This window comes from Streptococcus sp. KHUD_013, assembly GCF_052588545.1.
In genome coordinates this window covers 923,333-941,126 of record NZ_CP186264.1, presented here as the reverse complement: position 1 = coordinate 941,126, position 17,794 = coordinate 923,333, and the positions used below count along the sequence as shown (strand labels likewise).

The 17,794-nt window shown below is 42.4% G+C and carries 16 protein-coding genes; 6 read left to right on the top strand and 10 right to left on the bottom strand.

Annotated elements, in window-relative coordinates; genetic code table 11:
- Window positions 1-21 precede the first annotated feature (21 nt).
- From ACOXXR_RS04350 to asnS, 4 genes are all read right to left on the bottom strand, one after another.
- The gene (locus ACOXXR_RS04350) at window positions 22-1,758 is read right to left on the bottom strand and encodes an ABC transporter ATP-binding protein (protein WP_445278827.1); all 1,737 of its coding nucleotides are present in this window, start codon (window positions 1,756-1,758) and stop codon (window positions 22-24) included.
- On the bottom strand, window positions 1,755-3,491 hold the full coding sequence (locus ACOXXR_RS04345; RefSeq protein ID WP_445278867.1) for an ABC transporter ATP-binding protein: 1,737 nt from the start codon (window positions 3,489-3,491) through the stop codon (window positions 1,755-1,757). The genes ACOXXR_RS04350 and ACOXXR_RS04345 overlap by 4 nt, the downstream gene beginning before the upstream one ends.
- 116 nt (window positions 3,492-3,607) lie before the next feature.
- Window positions 3,608-4,807 carry an MFS transporter gene (locus tag ACOXXR_RS04340; RefSeq protein WP_445278826.1) on the bottom strand — a complete coding sequence of 400 codons (1,200 nt, stop codon included), beginning with the start codon at window positions 4,805-4,807 and terminating at the stop codon, window positions 3,608-3,610.
- A 271-nt stretch (window positions 4,808-5,078) separates the two neighbouring features.
- Window positions 5,079-6,422 carry an asparagine--tRNA ligase gene (gene asnS / locus ACOXXR_RS04335; protein ID WP_126404333.1) on the bottom strand — a complete coding sequence of 448 codons (1,344 nt, stop codon included), beginning with the start codon at window positions 6,420-6,422 and terminating at the stop codon, window positions 5,079-5,081.
- Window positions 6,423-6,718: 296 nt separating this feature from the next.
- On the opposite strand from asnS, the gene ACOXXR_RS04330 reads away from it, so the two are divergent.
- On the top strand, window positions 6,719-7,759 hold the full coding sequence (locus ACOXXR_RS04330; protein WP_445278825.1) for a cell surface protein: 1,041 nt from the start codon (window positions 6,719-6,721) through the stop codon (window positions 7,757-7,759).
- 192 nt (window positions 7,760-7,951) lie between these two features.
- Here the strand turns inward: ACOXXR_RS04330 and ACOXXR_RS04325 are convergent, their stop codons facing one another.
- Complete coding sequence (locus tag ACOXXR_RS04325; RefSeq protein WP_287515270.1) at window positions 7,952-9,130, bottom strand: pyridoxal phosphate-dependent aminotransferase; 1,179 nt, start codon at window positions 9,128-9,130, stop codon at window positions 7,952-7,954.
- A 297-nt stretch (window positions 9,131-9,427) separates the two neighbouring features.
- On the opposite strand from ACOXXR_RS04325, the gene ACOXXR_RS04320 reads away from it, so the two are divergent.
- Window positions 9,428-9,874: a MarR family winged helix-turn-helix transcriptional regulator gene (locus ACOXXR_RS04320; RefSeq protein ID WP_445278824.1), complete on the top strand. Its 447-nt coding sequence runs from the start codon at window positions 9,428-9,430 to the stop codon at window positions 9,872-9,874.
- A 100-nt stretch (window positions 9,875-9,974) separates the two neighbouring features.
- Here ACOXXR_RS04320 and yaaA read toward each other — a convergent pair whose 3' ends face one another.
- Window positions 9,975-10,703 carry a peroxide stress protein YaaA gene (yaaA, locus tag ACOXXR_RS04315; protein WP_445278823.1) on the bottom strand — a complete coding sequence of 243 codons (729 nt, stop codon included), beginning with the start codon at window positions 10,701-10,703 and terminating at the stop codon, window positions 9,975-9,977.
- Between the two features lie 95 nt (window positions 10,704-10,798).
- Between yaaA and ACOXXR_RS04310 the strand changes: the two genes are divergently transcribed.
- The 4 genes from ACOXXR_RS04310 to ACOXXR_RS04295 all read left to right on the top strand — a co-directional run bounded on the left by ACOXXR_RS04310 (window position 10,799) and on the right by ACOXXR_RS04295 (window position 14,202).
- Window positions 10,799-11,260: a DUF1836 domain-containing protein gene (locus ACOXXR_RS04310; RefSeq protein ID WP_445278866.1), complete on the top strand. Its 462-nt coding sequence runs from the start codon at window positions 10,799-10,801 to the stop codon at window positions 11,258-11,260.
- Window positions 11,244-11,891, top strand: a complete 648-nt coding sequence (gene trhA, locus ACOXXR_RS04305) for a PAQR family membrane homeostasis protein TrhA (RefSeq protein ID WP_042507512.1) — start codon at window positions 11,244-11,246, stop codon at window positions 11,889-11,891. Before ACOXXR_RS04310 ends, trhA begins: the two co-directional genes overlap by 17 nt.
- A gap of 240 nt (window positions 11,892-12,131) precedes the next feature.
- Window positions 12,132-13,400: an aminotransferase-like domain-containing protein gene (locus tag ACOXXR_RS04300; RefSeq protein WP_445278822.1), complete on the top strand. Its 1,269-nt coding sequence runs from the start codon at window positions 12,132-12,134 to the stop codon at window positions 13,398-13,400.
- Window positions 13,401-13,539: 139 nt separating this feature from the next.
- Complete coding sequence (locus tag ACOXXR_RS04295; protein WP_123159124.1) at window positions 13,540-14,202, top strand: hypothetical protein; 663 nt, start codon at window positions 13,540-13,542, stop codon at window positions 14,200-14,202.
- 95 nt (window positions 14,203-14,297) lie between these two features.
- Here ACOXXR_RS04295 and ACOXXR_RS04290 read toward each other — a convergent pair whose 3' ends face one another.
- The 4 genes from ACOXXR_RS04290 to ACOXXR_RS04275 all read right to left on the bottom strand — a co-directional run bounded on the left by ACOXXR_RS04290 (window position 14,298) and on the right by ACOXXR_RS04275 (window position 17,318).
- Complete coding sequence (locus tag ACOXXR_RS04290; RefSeq protein ID WP_117744335.1) at window positions 14,298-14,957, bottom strand: MmcQ/YjbR family DNA-binding protein; 660 nt, start codon at window positions 14,955-14,957, stop codon at window positions 14,298-14,300.
- 74 nt (window positions 14,958-15,031) lie between these two features.
- Window positions 15,032-15,667, bottom strand: coding sequence for a copper homeostasis protein CutC (locus ACOXXR_RS04285; protein WP_023023434.1), 636 nt, complete (start codon window positions 15,665-15,667; stop codon window positions 15,032-15,034).
- Window positions 15,668-15,776: 109 nt separating this feature from the next.
- Window positions 15,777-16,379 carry a hypothetical protein gene (locus ACOXXR_RS04280; RefSeq protein WP_117744337.1) on the bottom strand — a complete coding sequence of 201 codons (603 nt, stop codon included), beginning with the start codon at window positions 16,377-16,379 and terminating at the stop codon, window positions 15,777-15,779.
- Between the two features lie 174 nt (window positions 16,380-16,553).
- Window positions 16,554-17,318: a (S)-acetoin forming diacetyl reductase gene (locus tag ACOXXR_RS04275; RefSeq protein ID WP_023023545.1), complete on the bottom strand. Its 765-nt coding sequence runs from the start codon at window positions 17,316-17,318 to the stop codon at window positions 16,554-16,556.
- Between the last annotated feature and the right edge of the window lie 476 nt (window positions 17,319-17,794).

Sequence of the window (17,794 nt, the reverse complement as noted above, 5' to 3'; positions counted from 1 at the left end):
AACATCCAGTCTTTTTCTGTCTTAATTACTAGAAAGTTGGGCAGTTTGCATTTTGTAATAAACACCTCTTTGAGCCATCAACTCCTTATGATTCCCATGTTCAACGATATTTCCATCTACCATGACTAGGATGAGATCCGCATTTTCAATTGTAGACAGGCGGTGGGCGATTACAAAGCTGGTCCGACCCACCATTAACTTATGAAAGGCATCCTGAATGAGCAACTCTGTCCGCGTGTCAATGGAAGAGGTCGCCTCATCTAGGATCAGAATCTTAGGTACTGCAAGAAAGACCCGAGCAATAGTCAGAAGCTGTCTTTGTCCTTGAGAGAGGGAGTCTCCCGCATCCGCTAGATAGGTATCATAACCTTCTGGAAGCTGTTGAATAAAGAAATCAGCATTGGCAGCTTTTGCTGCTTGGACCACTTCTTCCCGACTAGCATCTGGTCGACCAAATGCGATATTCTCATGAACCGTTCCAACTTTGAGCCAAGTCTCTTGGAGCACCATCCCAAACTGCTTGCGATAGCTTGCTAGACTATAGCTATTTACAGCTTCATGATCTAAGCGCAACTGCCCCTGATCCACATCATAGAATCGCATGAGAAGGTTAATCAATGTAGATTTCCCAGCTCCAGTTGGACCAACAATGGCTACCTTACTAGCCGGCGGGATAGAAATGGAGAGATCCTTTATGAGGGTCTGATCAGGGCGATAACCAAAGCTGACATGATCAAATTGGACTGCTCCTTCGACAGCGTCTTCTTGCAAGTCTCTCTTGCCACTTTCTTTCACTTCCTCTTGGTCTAGGATACTATAGAGGCGCTCTGCACAAGCTAAGGCGCTCTGCAGTTCAGCAAGGACAGAGGAGATGTCATTGAAGGGTTTAGTATACTGATTGACATAGTTGAGAAAGGTCACCAACTGACCAACAGTAAAGCCAGTTCCAGATAGGATACGGAAGGCACCAAATCCCGTCACGAGGGCATAGATTAGGGCATTGACAAAGCGCGTCGCAGGATTAACGGTGGAGGAATAAAAAATCGCTTCTTGAGAGTAACCAGCATAGTCGCCATTGATCTCGATAAATTTCCTATGAAATGCATCCTGAGCATTGAAGGCTTGAAGCAAGCTTTCTTGACTGAGAGATTCTTCAATCATCTGCGTTTGAGCCCCACGCGCCTGGGTCTGCATCCTGAAGAGATGGTAAGAACGCTTGGCAATAAAACGGGCGATAAAGAGTGATAAGGGTGTCAAGATTAAGACCATCCCCATCATCATCCAATCCAATCGGGCCATACTAGCTATGGTCACTAAAATCGTAAGAAGACCAACAAAGAACTGACTGAAGACCATGAATAAACCATTGTTCAGTTGTTCAACGTCCGTGGTCAAGCGACTGACCAAATCCCCAGTACCTTGACGATCCAGGTAAGATAAAGGAAGAACATACACTTTCTGGATGACCTTCTCCCTTAAATCCTTACTGTAGCGATAAATCATCTGATTGTAAATTAAAGGATTCAACCATTGGATCAGCGTTGCAAAGAGGATCACTAGACCCATTTGCAGGATAAGTGGGAGTATGAGGTGAGCTGCATCAGGGAGGACCACTAAGTCTATTGCCCGCCCGATCAGGATAGGGATATAGACGGTTAACAAGACTTGCATGATGGTTCCCAGACTGGCTAAGATTAGCCAGATGGGCTGCTTGGCTATATCAGCAAGCAAGCGCCGTAAATAAGTCTTCTGTTTCATTCTGCTCCCTCCTCTCTCTTCTGTTGGGAGAAATGAATCTCTTGGTATAAAGGATTGGTTGCCACCAAGTCTTCATGACTTCCTAGGCCGACTTGACGACCTTTATCTAAGACGAGAATTTGCTCAGCACTTCGCAGACTATTGGTCCGCTGCGAAATAAGAATGAGGCTTGTCTCCGTCAATTCCTCTTTTAGAGCCTGTAAAAGTCGTGCTTCTGTCAAATAGTCCAAGGCAGATGTAGAATCATCCAAGACCAAAAATGGAGCTTGGCGAAGGATAGCACGTGCTATGGTCAGACGTTGCCGTTGACCACCGGAAAAATTCCGTCCAAAAGCTTCTACGGGAGCCTCTAGTCCTCCCTCTTTCTCACGGACGAAGTCAGCTGCTTGCGCAACTCCCAAGGCCCACCACAACTGCTCTTCGTTCGGTTCCTCATTTAATCCTAAAGTTAGGTTTGAACGAATACTCCCTTTAAAGAGCTCTGCTTTTTGAGGAACTACTGCTACCCAGTCACGCCACTGACCAAGAGTCTTGGGACTCTGTCCATCTTTAAAAATGATTAGACTTCCTTTGCTTGCTTCATATAGATGACCTAACAATTGAACCAAAGTAGATTTACCAGCACCTGTCCCTCCTATGATTCCTAAGGTTTGTCCCTTCTTTAACGATAAATCAATACCTTCTAAGGATGGTTTTGCGGCTAAAGGATAGGTAAAGACAAGGTCTTGGATCTGTAGCGCCAGTTGAGGGTCAGAAACAGATACATCTTCCAACTCTTGATCCAGCTCTTCACTTTTCTCATCAAAGACCTGAACTATCCGACCAGCAGCAATATAGCTTTGGTTGAGCGAGGTCACCAACATGGCTAACTTCAGCAATTCCGTCAAAATTTGAAGCAGGTAATTGACCAAAGCGACCAACATTCCTTGACTGAGGGTCCCCATTTGAATAGAGGCTTGCCCTTGCCAAAGAATACAAATCAAGGTTCCATTCACGACGAGGAAAGTCAAGGGACTGATTAAACTAGACCATTTAGAGACCACTAATTGCCACTTCGTATAGTCTTGGTTAACCTCATTAAACTCTGCTTCTTCGTGAGTTGCCTGCCCAAAGGCGCGGATAACCCTCATCCCTTGTAACTGCTGACGCGTGATGGTAACCACTCGGTCCGTTATCTTCCTGATGCGTGCATAAAGAGGATTGACCAGACGAGACATGACGACAATGATCAGGGTTAAGAGAGCAACCATACCAATAAACCACAGGGTCAGTTGCGGACTAATGGTGAAGGCCATAAAAATAGATCCGAAAACGACAATCGGCGCACGGAGAAATAGACGTAAAAATAGATTAATCCCCGTTTGAATCTGATAGGTATCACTGGTTAAGCGCGTCACGAGACTTGAGGTGGTTAAACGGTCTCTTTGCTCCTTAGACAAGCTAAGAATCTTCTCATATAGGTCATTGGTCAATTCCTTGGTATAGCCTACTGCTGCTTTTGATGAATAATATTGGGCCGTTATCGCTACAAGAACCCCAAAACCAGCAAAAACAAATAAGAGACCAACCAGTCCAAATATCCCCCCTTGATCCTGACGGGGGATGAGCTGATCGACCAGATGGGCAATTAAAAGTGGAACCAGTAATTCAAAAGTTGCTTCTAACAACTTGAAAAACGGTCCCAGTATGGTTTCTTTTTTATAATTCCTGAAGTATTTCAATAAGTCTTTCATACTAGTCATTTTACTTTCTAAAGGATGTACTTATTTTACCACAATTTAGAAAGATAAAAAAACTCTCCCTGCAAAGCAGAGAGAGTCGAATAATGACCTGATGAAGGCCAGGAATTTTATTCCGTCTTTGTCCCCTTGTTTAAGATCTTGCCCATTTTCCCCAATCCAATCAGTAAGAGTGGGAAAGAAAGGACTGTTATCAGGCCTAGCACAAGAAAAACAGCAACAAATCCACTAGTATCAATCAACCAACCAGTCAGTGGGAAGATCACGATCATGGAAAGACTAAACATCATGGAGTTGATACTCAGCATGGTTGCTCGTACACTAGAAGGCAAATAACCTTGTAACTCATTGTAGTAGATGGGTTGATAAACGGCATAAAGGGCATTGGTCAAGAGATAGACACTTAGATAGGCGAATGGAGTCTTGAAGCCTACAAAAAACAAGACCAACCCTGTCAATGCAACCAAAACCGGAAAGACTTGATCACTATTCCATTTTTTACCGATTTGACTGGCTAGATAAACCGCTAGGAGATTGAATCCACTACCAATCAACATAATGAGCGAAACTTGCCAACTGGCTAAGTCACTGATTTTCTGTTGGTAGTAAAAATAAAACATACACATGATGGTTCCTACCAACTGATAGGTGAACATCCAGTAAAAGAGCACTGGTTTTTCCTGCCATTCTTGTTTCACTACTACCAATATCCTTTTTAAGGTCAAATGATTTCTTTCACCACTCTTGCTCTCCGGTTCCTTCATCAGAAAAATCAAGAGAATGGAAAGCAAGGAAAGACCAATAGCAATCAGGTAGGTCCAAGCCAATGCTCCATGAACAAAGAATCCTGCCACAACGGTACCTAAAGTTCGGGTGACTTCGGCCACGCCAGACAAAAAGCTAGAAATCTGAAGATACCGGTCCTTTTGACCCGCTTCTACCGCAGAATCGTATAAGAAAGCGGTGCTGGTTCCCGAGTCAAAATTATAAGACCAAGCACTGACCGTCATGGCAAGAGCATAGATCCAAAAATTCCCCTGACCAAACAAAATAAAGATAGAGGATACAATACTGGCCAAGCGAGCCAAATAGAGATTTGTCTTGTAGCTAAATCGATCGGCCAACATACCAGAGGGGATTTCACACAAGAGACTGGTCCCATGAAAGATACTTTCTAGTAAACCGATTTGAAGCAAGGATAGACCATTTTGGATAAAAAATAAAATCCAAAAACTGGTAATCCCAAAATAAGATGTGAATTCCAGACCTGCTAGGAGTGGAATATTGCCTTTGTAAGTTCTTTTAAACATTGTTTTCTCTCTTTCAATATGTAGTATGACTGTTTCTAAAAGACTTACTGAGAGTTGCCTACATTTTCTCCACCTCTTTCATTTAAAGTGAGAGTGGGACAGAAATCGGTAATTCGTTAGAATTCGATTTCGTCGTCCCACCTCCGCACAGTTGAGTAGGGCTGTAAAAGCTGATGAAGTCAGCGTGGTAGAGCCCACTCAACCACTGCGTCTTGCTCGATAATCCAAAGATAATTGAAAGGCTAGGACTTTTGTCCCAGCCTCATAGTTATTAAGGTTTGATACGGTGCAACATACGTGGGAACGGAATAGCTTCACGGATATGTTTTGTACCAGCCGCGAAGGTGACCATCCGCTCGATACCGATACCAAATCCACCGTGTGGGACTGTACCGTATTTACGGAGGTCAAGGTAGAATTCATATTCTGTGCGATCCATACCTAGTGATTCCATCTTAGCGACAAGGGCATCGTAGTCTTCCTCACGCATGGAACCACCGATGATTTCTCCGTAACCTTCTGGTGCGAGCAAGTCCGCACAAAGTACGCGGTCTGGATTACCAGGAACTGGTTTCATGTAGAAAGCTTTGATGTCTGATGGGTAGTTGATCACGAAGGTTGGTACACCAAAGTGGTTTGAAATCCATGTTTCGTGTGGTGAACCGAAGTCATCTCCATGTTCAAGATGTTCGTAATCCGCATCTTCATCGTTTTCATGCTCTTGCAAGAGATCAATCGCTTCATCGTAAGTGATGCGTTTGAATGGCTCTGCAATGTAGCGTTTTAAGAGCTCAGTATCACGCTCTAATGTTTCTAAGGCTTGAGGAGCACGGTCCAACACACCTTGAAGAAGGGCTTTGACATAAGCTTCTTGTAAGTCAAGTGATTCATCGTGTGTCAAGTAAGAGTACTCAGCGTCCATCATCCAGAACTCAGTCAAGTGACGACGAGTCTTAGATTTCTCAGCACGGAATACTGGACCAAAGTCAAAGACGCGACCAAGGGCCATAGCACCCGCTTCAAGATAAAGCTGACCTGATTGGCTCAAGTAAGCTGGAGTACCAAAGTAGTCTGTTTCAAAAAGTTCAGTCGAATCTTCTGCAGCATTTCCTGAAAGAATTGGGCTATCAAATTTCATGAAACCATTCTTATCAAAGAACTCATAAGTTGCATAGATGATCGCATTACGGATTTGCATGACAGCTACTTGTTTGCGTGAACGAAGCCACAAGTGACGGTTGTCCATCAAGAAGTCTGTTCCATGTTCTTTTGGAGTGATTGGATAATCTTGAGATTCACCGATCACTTCGATGTCTGTAATATCGAGCTCATAACCAAATTTAGAACGCTCGTCTTCTTTGACAACACCTGTTACAAATACAGATGTTTCTTGGCTCAAGCGCTTGATGGTGTCAAATTTTTCAAGACCTACTTCTTCGCCGAATTTTTCGATAAAGTTTGGTTTGAAAGCAACACCTTGGAAGAAGGCCGTTCCGTCACGCAATTGCAAGAATGCGATCTTCCCTTTTCCTGATTTATTCGCAACCCAAGCACCGATGGTCACTTCTTGACCGACATAGTCTTTTACTTCGATGATGGTAATCCGTTTTGTCATAATAGATCTTCCTTTTCTCATTGTACTTGTCCGAAGACATAATCATCTTTCATTTTACCACAAATAATAGCCGATAGCTATCTCTCACAATCTAAAAATCCGTCTTTTTTAGCGAAAACTGACTTTTTTAAAGAAAAGTCAATCAACTTTTTCAAATTCTTGAACCTATTAAAATATTTTATCCTATAATTTGATTTTTCAAAGGAAAATCCTGTCATTTTAAGCCTTTCTAGCAACCATTTTTGACAAGTCAAAAGCTTACAAGTTATACTAACAGTATGTATAAGGAGGAAAATATGAAAAAGAAAATTCAACTCACTACGGGATTGTGTGCAGCTGTTTTAGCCCTCAGTCTCGCAACAACAACATTAGCAGATGAGCAGACAGGCCCTGTCACTGAACGACAAGATAGGCTTGCTCCTGTTTCAACAACTTCAGAGACTTCAGTTGCTACAGTTACAAACGAAGAAACAGCACCACTTCCTAGCGAAGAAACAGTAACCCCAACAGTTGAGGAATCAACCCCAGCTCCTGCTGAAACGCCAGTAGATCCACGAATCTCCGAAATACGTGTCATCCATCGTCGTCGCACTTTGAAACCAGACTATTCTCCAATTGCATCTTCTACAGATGTCGTCTACAAGACAGTTGAAGCCCGTGCTTTCACCGAATATGACGTTTCTGGAAATGGACCAGCAACCGTTACAGACGAAAATGGAAAAACATGGTATCGAGTTCGATATTCTGAGCTTGATATTAAAGATGGCTTCCATTACAAGAGCGCTCCTGAAAAAGGAACTGCTACCGCGCCCGTCATTGAAGTCATTCATCTCTATGACGATATCGATTTGAATCCGGAAGTTGTAAAACGTGCTCGTTTTGTAGACGATAAGGGACAAGAAATTGTGCCTTCCCAAGAAAACAGCGTCGAGCGGAGCCTCGATTTGGCTTATGAAGCTGGTCTACCAACAGCACCTGCTCAGATCCAAGCTAATGGAAAAACTTATACCTTCCAATCTGCTGACAAAGAAGAATTGACCTCCCACAAACTTCATGTTTCTAACCTAGTTACTGTAACCTATTTCTATAAAGAAGTGACAAGCCCAGTTGTTGAGAAACCTGTGACTCCTTCTACTCCAGTAAAACCTGTTCAGAAACTTCGTCTTCCAAAAGGAAATAATGGTGTAAAAACCCGCGTACCTGTTAGCAAGAAAGCTCAAACAAAACCTTCGACACCAGAAGTGAAAAAATTCCGCCTTCCAAAAGGAAATAATGGGGCTAAGACCCGTGTCCCTGTGAAAAAGACAAACACTATTCTTTCTGTCGATTACTTATAATGCCATAGAAAAGAGAGTGGGACAGAAATCGATAATTCGTTAGAATTCGATTTCGTCGTCCCACCTCCGCACAGTTGAGTAGGGCTGTAAAAGCTGATGAAATCAGTGTAGTAGAGCCCACTCAACCACTGCGTCTTGCTCAACAATCCAAAAATAATTGAGAGGCTAGGACTTTTGTCCCACTCTCTTATTTTAATTCTCCATAAACTGGTGCAAGCGGCGAACAGCTTCTTTCAACGTTTCCAGGTCAGTTGCATAGCTAAGACGGACATTTTCTGGGGCTCCAAATCCAGCACCTGTAATAAGGGCAACACCCACTTCTTCCAGAATGGCAGTTGCAAACTCTGTCACATCCGTATAGCCTTTCATCTCCATGGCTTTTTTGACATTTGGGAAGAGATAGAAAGCTCCCTGTGGCTTGATGACATCAAAACCTGGAACTTCGCACAAAAGAGGATAGATGGTGTTCAAACGTTCCTCAAAAGCTTGACGCATCACTTCTACCGAGTCTTGTGGACCAGTGAGCGCTTCAATCGTAGCATACTGCGATACGGCCGTCAGGTTGGAAGTTGTTTGACCAGTCAGTTTACTCATAGCTGCAATGATTTCTGGATCACCAACCGCATAACCAACCCGCCAACCTGTCATGGCGTAGGCTTTTGAAACCCCGTTAATGACAACCGTTTGTTTGCGGATGGCTTCAGATAAACTTGAAATAGGAACAAACTCATTGCCGTTATAGACTAGACGACCATAGATATCATCCGCTAGGATAATAATGTCATGTTCGACAGCCCAATTTCCAATGGCTAGGAGTTCGTCCTTGCTATAAATCATCCCCGTCGGATTAGAAGGAGAGTTTAATACCAAGACCTTGGTCTTTTCTGTACGAGCTTCTTCCAATTGCTCAACGGATACCTTAAAATCATTGGATTGGTGTCCTTTGACATAGACGGGAACCCCTTCTGCCATCAGGACCTGGTCTCCATAGCTGACCCAGTATGGTGTCGGGATAATAACCTCATCACCTGGATTGAGCACAGCCATAAAGAAGGTATAGAGCGAAAACTTGGCACCTGTCGCAAAGGTTACTTGATTTGGTGAAACGGAATATCCATAGTAGCGTTCGAAATAGGTATTGACGGCAGCCTTTAATGCTGGAAGGCCAGAAGCAACCGTATAAAAGGAAGCCCGTCCATCCCGAATAGCCTGAACTGCAGCATCTTGAATATTCTCAGGAGTGTGAAAATCAGGCTGGCCCAAGGTTAGAAAGAGGATATCTTTTCCTTCTGCCTTTAGTTTTTTTGCTTTGGCATCACTTGCTAGGGTGACACTTTCTTCCATCTTTAATACACGATCAGAAATTTTCATACCTTACCTACTTTCTATCTGGGACCAGCTACAGACGAACCAATTTAGACTAAGATTCTACCAAAACTGGCTACAACACCTATATTATACACCATCTATCTGACTTGGAGCAAGATTTTACTAAGGATTGCCCAGAAACTTTACACCTTCTTACTATTCGACAAAGAAATAATTTGAGATTAAAGTTAACAGACCTATTTCTTGTGTTGATAATTCCATTATCTTGTCACCCGCCTGTAATCTATTTGATATTAAGGCTTAATAGCGTCTAATACTATTTATTGATAAAATAATAGTATGAAGAATTTAGAAAAACTATTTGAAGAAGCCCAAACAGAATTAAAAACCATGATTGTCTTTCACAAGGCGGAACGGACTTTTCGTGCAGCAGAGTCCCATGTCTTTAAGGACCATCAGTTGACTCCTACTCAGTTTTCCGTTTTGGAAACCTTGTATAGTAAGGGGGATCTGCGGATTCAGAACCTGATTGACAGCATTTTAGCGACCTCTGGAAATATGACTGTCGTCATTCGAAATATGGTGCGTGATGGATGGATCAAACGCGAAACAGATCCAGATGACCGTCGTGCTTGTATCGTTTCTTTGACAGAAAAGGGCCGTAAAAAAATTATCGAAGTTCTTCCTGATCATATACAAAATGTTCAAAAAGTTATGAGTGTCTTTAGCGAAGAAGAGCATCAGCAACTGCAAACTCTTCTGAAGAAATTAAAAGGCTCCCACTAAATTCTAACCATCAATCAGCCGTGTTCATAGCTAACTATGAACGCGTTTTTTTATTCTCAAGAACAAAATGTACTAGTCGCTGTTGACTAGTACATTTTATTTACTCATATTTCACAAAGACTAATTGTTTGTCAGTCGATAAATCAGCTTGGTAAGTAAATCCATTAAAGCTTAACCGCTTCATCTCTTCGACCTTCGTGATCTGCTTCTCTAGTAAGGTTGTCACAAAAGCCCCACGCGCTTTCTTTGAAATGGTTGAGTGAACCTTCAACAGCCCATTCTTCTCTTCAAGGAATTTAAAAGTCACCATCCGATCTTGAATCTCCTTAGAAAAGACGGTTTCAAACTCACTGGAAAGCAAAGAAATAATTAGATCTTCCTCCTGAAGAGCTTGATCATAGCTAGCCTTCCAAAAAGTCTTTAAGGATTTCCCCTGGACCTTAAGCTTCATGAGAAAGTCCAAACGATGGGGAGCAATCGGAGTAAGGGCCGGAATCACCCCATAAAGAGCTGAGGTGATCAAGAGATGGTCTTGCACATAAGCCGCTTCTGCTTCCGTCCAGTCCGTACGGCGGATATTCCGGTACATGAGACCGTCGAAGAGATTCAAAGCTGGATAGGTCTTAGCTGTACCCGACTTGAGCGCTCGGATTCGTTGCTCTTCTTCACTTGCCCGCTCTTCAGTAATCTTATAAAGTGAGGCTAACTCTTCTAGAGATAATGAAGCTAAGGCATCGATGACCGCTTGTGTCTCATTTGATACAGGATAACCCGTTTTTTCTGGGGTATCCAGATTCATTTCTTTTGCAGTTGGAATTAATAGTTTCATAGATTTATTGTACCATATTTCATTTTCGCTTGACATAAAATTACCATCATGTTATCATCTAGTTATTAAAACTAGATAACAAAGAGGTAATAACTATTTTATTCAACTACAGTTATCCCAAGTGGGAAGAAATTCCTGATATTGATCTTTATTTGGACCAAGTCCTCCTCTATGTCAATAAGGTGTGTGCGCCTTTTATCTCAGAAACAGACAAGGGCTTAACGGCTTCCATGGTCAATAATTACGTTAAACACGGCTACCTGCCAAAACCAGATAAGAAGAAATACAAGCGACAGCAGGTTGCCCGTCTCATTGCTATTACAACCTTAAAGACGGTTTTTTCGATTCAAGAGATCGCGGCTACCTTGAACCTCTTGCAGAGTCAAGCCAACTCCGCAGACCTCTACAATAGTTTTGTGGACTTTCTCCATGAAGAGAAAGAACCTTTAGCACCCATTATCGGATCTGCCTGTCGTACCGTTTTGCTCTACCAAGAAACCCTATCCTATATCCATGTTCATTCTGAGGAGGAAAATGAAAGTGAATTATGCCAGTAAACTAAGCAAGCGCCTGTCTTTTGGAGAGGAAGTCGCAAATAGTGTCACCCATGCAGTCGGTGCCGTTTTGATGCTCTTTCTTCTACCAACTTCTGCCATCTATAGTTATGAAACACACGGAACCCTTGCAGCTGTCGGGACTTCGATTTTTGTCATCAGTCTCTTTCTCATGTTTCTCTCATCGACTATCTACCATGCCATGGCCTATGACTCTCCTCAAAAGTATGTCTTACGCATTATCGATCACTCCATGATCTATATTGCTATTGCAGGAAGCTATACGCCCGTCGTTCTTTCTCTCATGAACAATTGGTTTGGTTATGCCATTATTCTGATTCAATGGGGGACGACCATCTTTGGTATTCTCTATAAAATTTTTGCTAAGAAGGTGAATGAAAAATTCAGCCTGGCCCTCTATTTGATTATGGGTTGGTTGGTGATTTTCATCATCCCTCAGATCATCAGCCAAACAAGCCCAACTTTCTGGGGCTTAATGCTGATGGGTGGCCTATGCTACACAGTTGGAGCTGGATTTTACGCCAAAAAGAAACCTTATTTCCATATGATTTGGCATCTCTTCATTCTAGCTGCTTCTGCACTGCAATATATCGCGATTGTGTACGTCATGTAAGACACGAGGCTGGGACAAAAGTCCTAGCCTCTCAATTTTCTTTGGATTGTCGAGCAAGACGCAGTGGTTGAGTGGGCTCTACTACGCTGATTTCATCGGCTTATACAGCCCTACTGAACTGTGCGGAGGTGGGACAACGAAATCGAATTCTAACGAATTACCGATTTCTGTCCCGCTCTCTTTTAGTTGCTTTTTTACCTTCAATTGACTACAATAAAGAAAAATTGTACGGGGACAGTTATGACAACCAAATACCAAAAGATTATTACAATATTAAAAAACCAGATTGACCAGGGGATCCTAAAAACTGGAGACCGCCTCCCTTCTGTTCGCCAACTAGCCAGTCAGTATGCCTGCAGCAAGGACACCGTCCAACGGGCCCTACTCGAGCTAAGCTACAAGAACTATATCTATGCCAAGCCCCAAAGTGGCTATTATGTCCTGGAGGAAGAGACTGGAAAGCATACCGACCTGCCTCTTCGCCTCAAGGAAGATCGCTTCCAGGCCTTTGAAGACTTTCGGACTTGTATCAACGAAACCCTTGTCGGTCGTGATAATTATCTCTTCAACTACTATGAAAAGCAGGAGGGTCTAGTCGATCTCCGTCAATCTATTTCTTCTCTCCTTCGAGAAGATGCCATTTATACCCAGGAGCAACAAATCGTAATCACCTCAGGAACCCAGCAAGCCCTCTACCTCCTAAGCCAGGTAGCCTTTCCTAACCAAAAAGAACAAATCCTAGTAGAGCAACCAACCTACTACCGTATCAACAAGTTAATTCAGGAGCAAGACTTACCTTATCAAAGCATCAATCGCTTGCCTCAAGGAATTGACTTTGACCAACTGGAAGCCATCTTCAAAAGTGGCAAGATCAAATTTTTCTATACCATTCCTCGCTATCATTATCCTTTAGGACATAGTTATAGCAAGCAAGAGAAGGAACAGATATTGGCCTTAGCAGAGCTGTATGATGTCTATATTGTCGAGGACGATTACTTGGGAGACTATGATCCACATTTTTCTCCTAGCTTTCATTATCTGGATGCATCCGACCGGGTTATCTACATCAAGTCTTTTTCTACCAGCCTCTTTTCTGCCCTCCGCATTACTTCTATGGTCCTGCCCCAAGCACTTCTTTCCCCTGTCTTAAAACTCAAGGGTACACTCGACTACGAAAGTAACTTGGTCATGCAGAAGGCCTTGAGCCTCTATATTGACAATGGCATGTTTGCAAAAAACAAAGGGCTCCTTCACCAACAACAAGTCATCCAAAAAGAGCAAGCTGCTTCCCTACTCCAGCAACATTCCCTGTCCGTCCCCGTGTGGCCAGTCATTGGAGGAGTCTTACTAGATTTGAGACAGGTCCCTTCGGTCGCTCGTCTGAAACATAGCGGTCTCCCTCTCCACTTCTTCGAATCTGCCTATATTCAAAGCTGTCCCTATGCCTTTGCACGTATCAATCAGGACAAACTGGAAGAGGTATTACCCCAAATTATCGCTTATCTATAATTCATCCTATCCTTTCTATTTCTTGAGTTATTTTATATATAAAACTATGTTACAAAAAAATTACATTTATTACAAATATCACTTGACATCTGTAACAATAGGAGTATAATCTAAGTCAGAAAGATAAAGAGGTGATATTATGAAACGATCTTTGATTCGTTGGACTGCAGCCTCTCTTGTGGCTGCATCATTTGGACTTGCTTTGGGAGGGTGTGGCTCAAAAGATAAAACAACTTCCTCATCCGAAAAAGCTTCTAGCTCGAAAGTTGAGAAAAAACCAAAAGCTAGCTTGAATAAAAAAGCTACAGCTTCTTCTTCTCAAGCAAAAGAAAATACTACTCCTTCAAGTCAGGCAAGTAACCCGTCAGCTTCAACTGAACCGAACAAGACAGAAGATACATCTTCAACTGATCAAGCAGTTGTTCCTGCAGGACTTGTCGGTACTTGGGTAGGATCTAGCCCTCAGGCAGATAGCATCAAAATGACTATTGAAGCCAATGGAGATATTACAACTGTGGTTAGCTTTAAAAATGATAGTGAACCAACCCGCACAGCCACCTATACTGCAAGAGCTATTCAAGCATCTGGTAATGTTTATTACTGGGAGTCAGAAGGTCTTAATGGCGCAGATGCACTACTTCCTGGTATTACTGGATTAGGAGTAGCAAATTTCCGCTTCAAACCAGGATTTATCCTTGAGGAAGGTCATTATACTCCGATAGCCTTCACAACAGATATCAATACAGAGTTTGACTATAGCAATTACAGAGATTTCCACTTCTCATTGACCAAAGAGCAATAAGTGCAGGAAATTCTTCAATAAAAAAAAGAATGTTGACCCCTTAACATTCTTTTTTTATGTTTTATTCACTTTCACAAATCAATTGGGTTAAACCCTTACTTCTTGGTCAAGTTCCAACTCTTGGCCACAAGGTCGAAAAGATAATCATCCTCTACTCGTCCATCCAAGGGAATACTAATCCAGTATTTCTTGTTCATATGGTAGGCCGGATAGAAAGGAGACTCTTCTAAGAGTTGGCTGACATGATCCTGTTTAAGATTTAAGACCTCAATCTTCCCTTCCTGCCTCGCATCTAGCTTGGACCAGTCTATCTTCATCAAGACGCCAAACCATTTGAGATCCTTTTGATGACGGAAGACGCCCGAGTCCGGAGAACGGTCCCAGAGGTATTCGATAGGACGGTCATATTGCCGGCTGATCCAATCCACCAAGCGCTTGGTCTGAGGATACAAAAAATCTTTGACAGCAAAACAGGAGCTTCTGATATCCTCTAAGGCCTGCTGGCAAGCTTCTCTGACTTGGCCAACATATTGACCAACCATCTGGTCCATATGAAGCTGCACATAGTCGTCGCCTGTCTCCTGATCCACTAGCCAAAAATGCACTTGCTTACTTTGGACAGTCACATAAAGTTTGAAGTCTCCATCCAGGATCTGTTGATCATAGTGAAACTTCTCTCCCTGCTTTGAAAACCCATAAGCTAGAGCTTTTTCATTGTCTATACTGTATTTCTCAAAATAATCTGGTAAAAACACGTACTACTCCTTTCCTCCAGTATACCAAAAATCAAGAAAAAAGAGCTGAGATTTCTTCCTCAACTCATATATCTTTAAAAGACAACACGAGTTCCATGGACCTGATCCACCCCTGGAACATCAAGGAAAAGCTGACGATTCTCCAAAGAGACTCCTCCACCTGCCAAGATTTCTAACTGGCGATCTGCAAGCTGGGCATACTCTTCGTAGCGTTGCAACCGTTGTTCTAAGTCTGTTTCTGGACTGCCGGCTCTTGTTAATAGTCTCGTCACGCCTACTTTCTTCATCCACTCGATACTCGCAGCTTGATCTTCTAAAGGAATCTGGTCAAATGCCATATGCATGGTCAATTCAAATCCTTGACTGGCTTCGATGAAACGAAGCATGGCATCTTTATCCAGCTGATTGTCAGCAGTCAAAGCCCCAACAGCTAAACCATCAACACCCAGGTCACGGGCAATTTTCCAGTCTTCTAACATTATGTCTAGCTCTTGCTCAGAGTATACAAAATCTCCACCTCGTGGACGAATCATAACGATGACCTTTGCCTGATAATCTTTAGCAAGCTTCACAGCCTCTTTGATCACACCATAGCTTGGAGTCGTACCTCCAACCGCTAAGTTATCACATAATTCTACACGACGCGCTCCTGCTTGAAAAGCCTTCTCTAACAGTGTTATGTTCTCTGCACAAAATTCATATAACGGCATCCTAAATCTCCCTGTATTTGAAATCGTTTTCTTGTTCTACCTTACTCTTTTTTCAATGCTTTGTCAATTAGAAAAACCATCGGCCTCATCAGAAACCAATGGTTGATGCTTAATAGGAAATTGGAACAATAATTTGTAATACCATGTTCCCTTTTTCGACCTTCGCAGAATGGATTTGGTAGCCACTTGTCGGCATGGTCAATTGGATTTGATTCCCTATCATAGTAGCTCCTGTGCCCTCTTGGTTAACTTTTTCAGCAATCTTTGAAGCAACCAAGCTACGTGGAATCGGCAGATGTCCAAGACGGGCCCGTTCTAGGTTCAAGGTCAATTGTTGATCCGTCACACTAGCTGAAAAGTCCATGCTCACCATGGTTTCCACCGGTCCCAGTTCAATCGGAACCTGAACATTGATATACTCTCCATTCATAGCAACTGCTGTATTGAGGAGAGTTTCATCTGTCATTTCCCCTGCCATGGATTTAATAACTTGGCGCAATTGAGGAGAATTCAGTTGAAGCTCTGTTTGCAGGCCAGAAGCAGTCACGTCTGCTGTAGAGAAGCCTTCTTGAGCCAGATCTACCAGCGAAGTATTCACTGTTACATTTTTAAATTGCTCTTGAGTCGAAACCTTTGCTGGTATCAAGAAAACTGCTAAGACAATAACTAGGAGGAAGGTCAGTCCGATGAGTCGTTTGATCCATTTCCACATATGGTCACCTCTTTTCGTTTTGATGGATAGAAGAGAATTCACCTCTATCACTATTGATCTATTCTTTTTAAAATACGACTTCTATTCTACCCTAATTTTTCAAAAAAAGCGAACGAGAGGAATAAGGTGCACATAAGAAAAGAGGTGGAAAAAATCCCAACCCCTATTTGAATGTTAATGGAATTGCATCCCACCATCCACGATGATGGTTTGTCCTGTAATGTAGTTTGAATCAGGACCAGCAAGGAAGCTAACCGCTGCAGCGACATCTTCGGGTTCGGACAAACGTTTAAGGGTAATATCTTTAGCGAAAGTTTGCATACCCCATTCGTCATCTTTACCAGCGTTCTTACCAACTTCATGAGCGATATCATACATCATTGGAGTCTTAACGATACCAGGTGCATACGCATTGACAGTAATACCTGAATCAGCCAAGTCACGTGCCAAAGTTTGAGTGATACCACGAACTGCAAACTTAGTACCACCATAGACAGTCAAGTTAGGGTTACCTACAACACCTGCTTGTGAAGTTGCATTGATGATTTTTCCGCCATGGCCAAGCGCCTTGAATTGAGCTTGTGCAGCTTGAGCACCCCAGATGACACCACCAACGTTGATGGCAAAAGTGCGTTCAAATTGTTCTTCTGTAATCGTATCAAGTGGTGTAGTTGGAGCAACACCAGCGTTGTTAACGACAACATTTAAATCTCCGAAATGATCCACAACTTTTTGGAAAGCTGCAGCCACTTCAGCTTGTTTGGAGACATCAGCAACGACCGCAAAAGCATTCTCTGCTGATAACTCAGCTACTGCTTTTTCTGCTGTCTCAGCATTGTAGTCTAAGACTCCGACCTTGAAGCCATCTTGTACCAATCGTTTTGCAATCGCAAAACCGATCCCTTGACCTGCACCTGTGACAATAGCTACTTTAGACATATGATTCCTCCTTGGTATCCCCGATACCAGCAAACGTTCATAGAAGAACAGCAAAGGTTGACAGTCAGTTTTGGGTGAATCTATCATAAGTTCCTTCCAAAACTATGCTAACAGTATACTCCTTTGTGAAAAAAGTGTCAAACTCTAGCCTGTTATTTTCTAAAGTATTTTACAATCTATCTTATCTTTATTTAGTAATAGATTAACTGATTATAATAATTTTGAAAAGGGTTTTATATCTTGACAAAAACACTCCTATTGCCTATTGTTTTGGGCCTTATTTCATGCTACACTAATTATAAGACAATCAAATAATAAGGAGATCTAACAATGAAAGAATTCATGGATAAATTGAATAACCTACCTAAACCAGTTCAATACATTATTGCGATCATTATTTTCTTTATTGCGTTTTACATTTCTTATAGCTTGTTTTAAGTTAGAACGTACAAAGCTCTCTTTATCTGATACAGTAT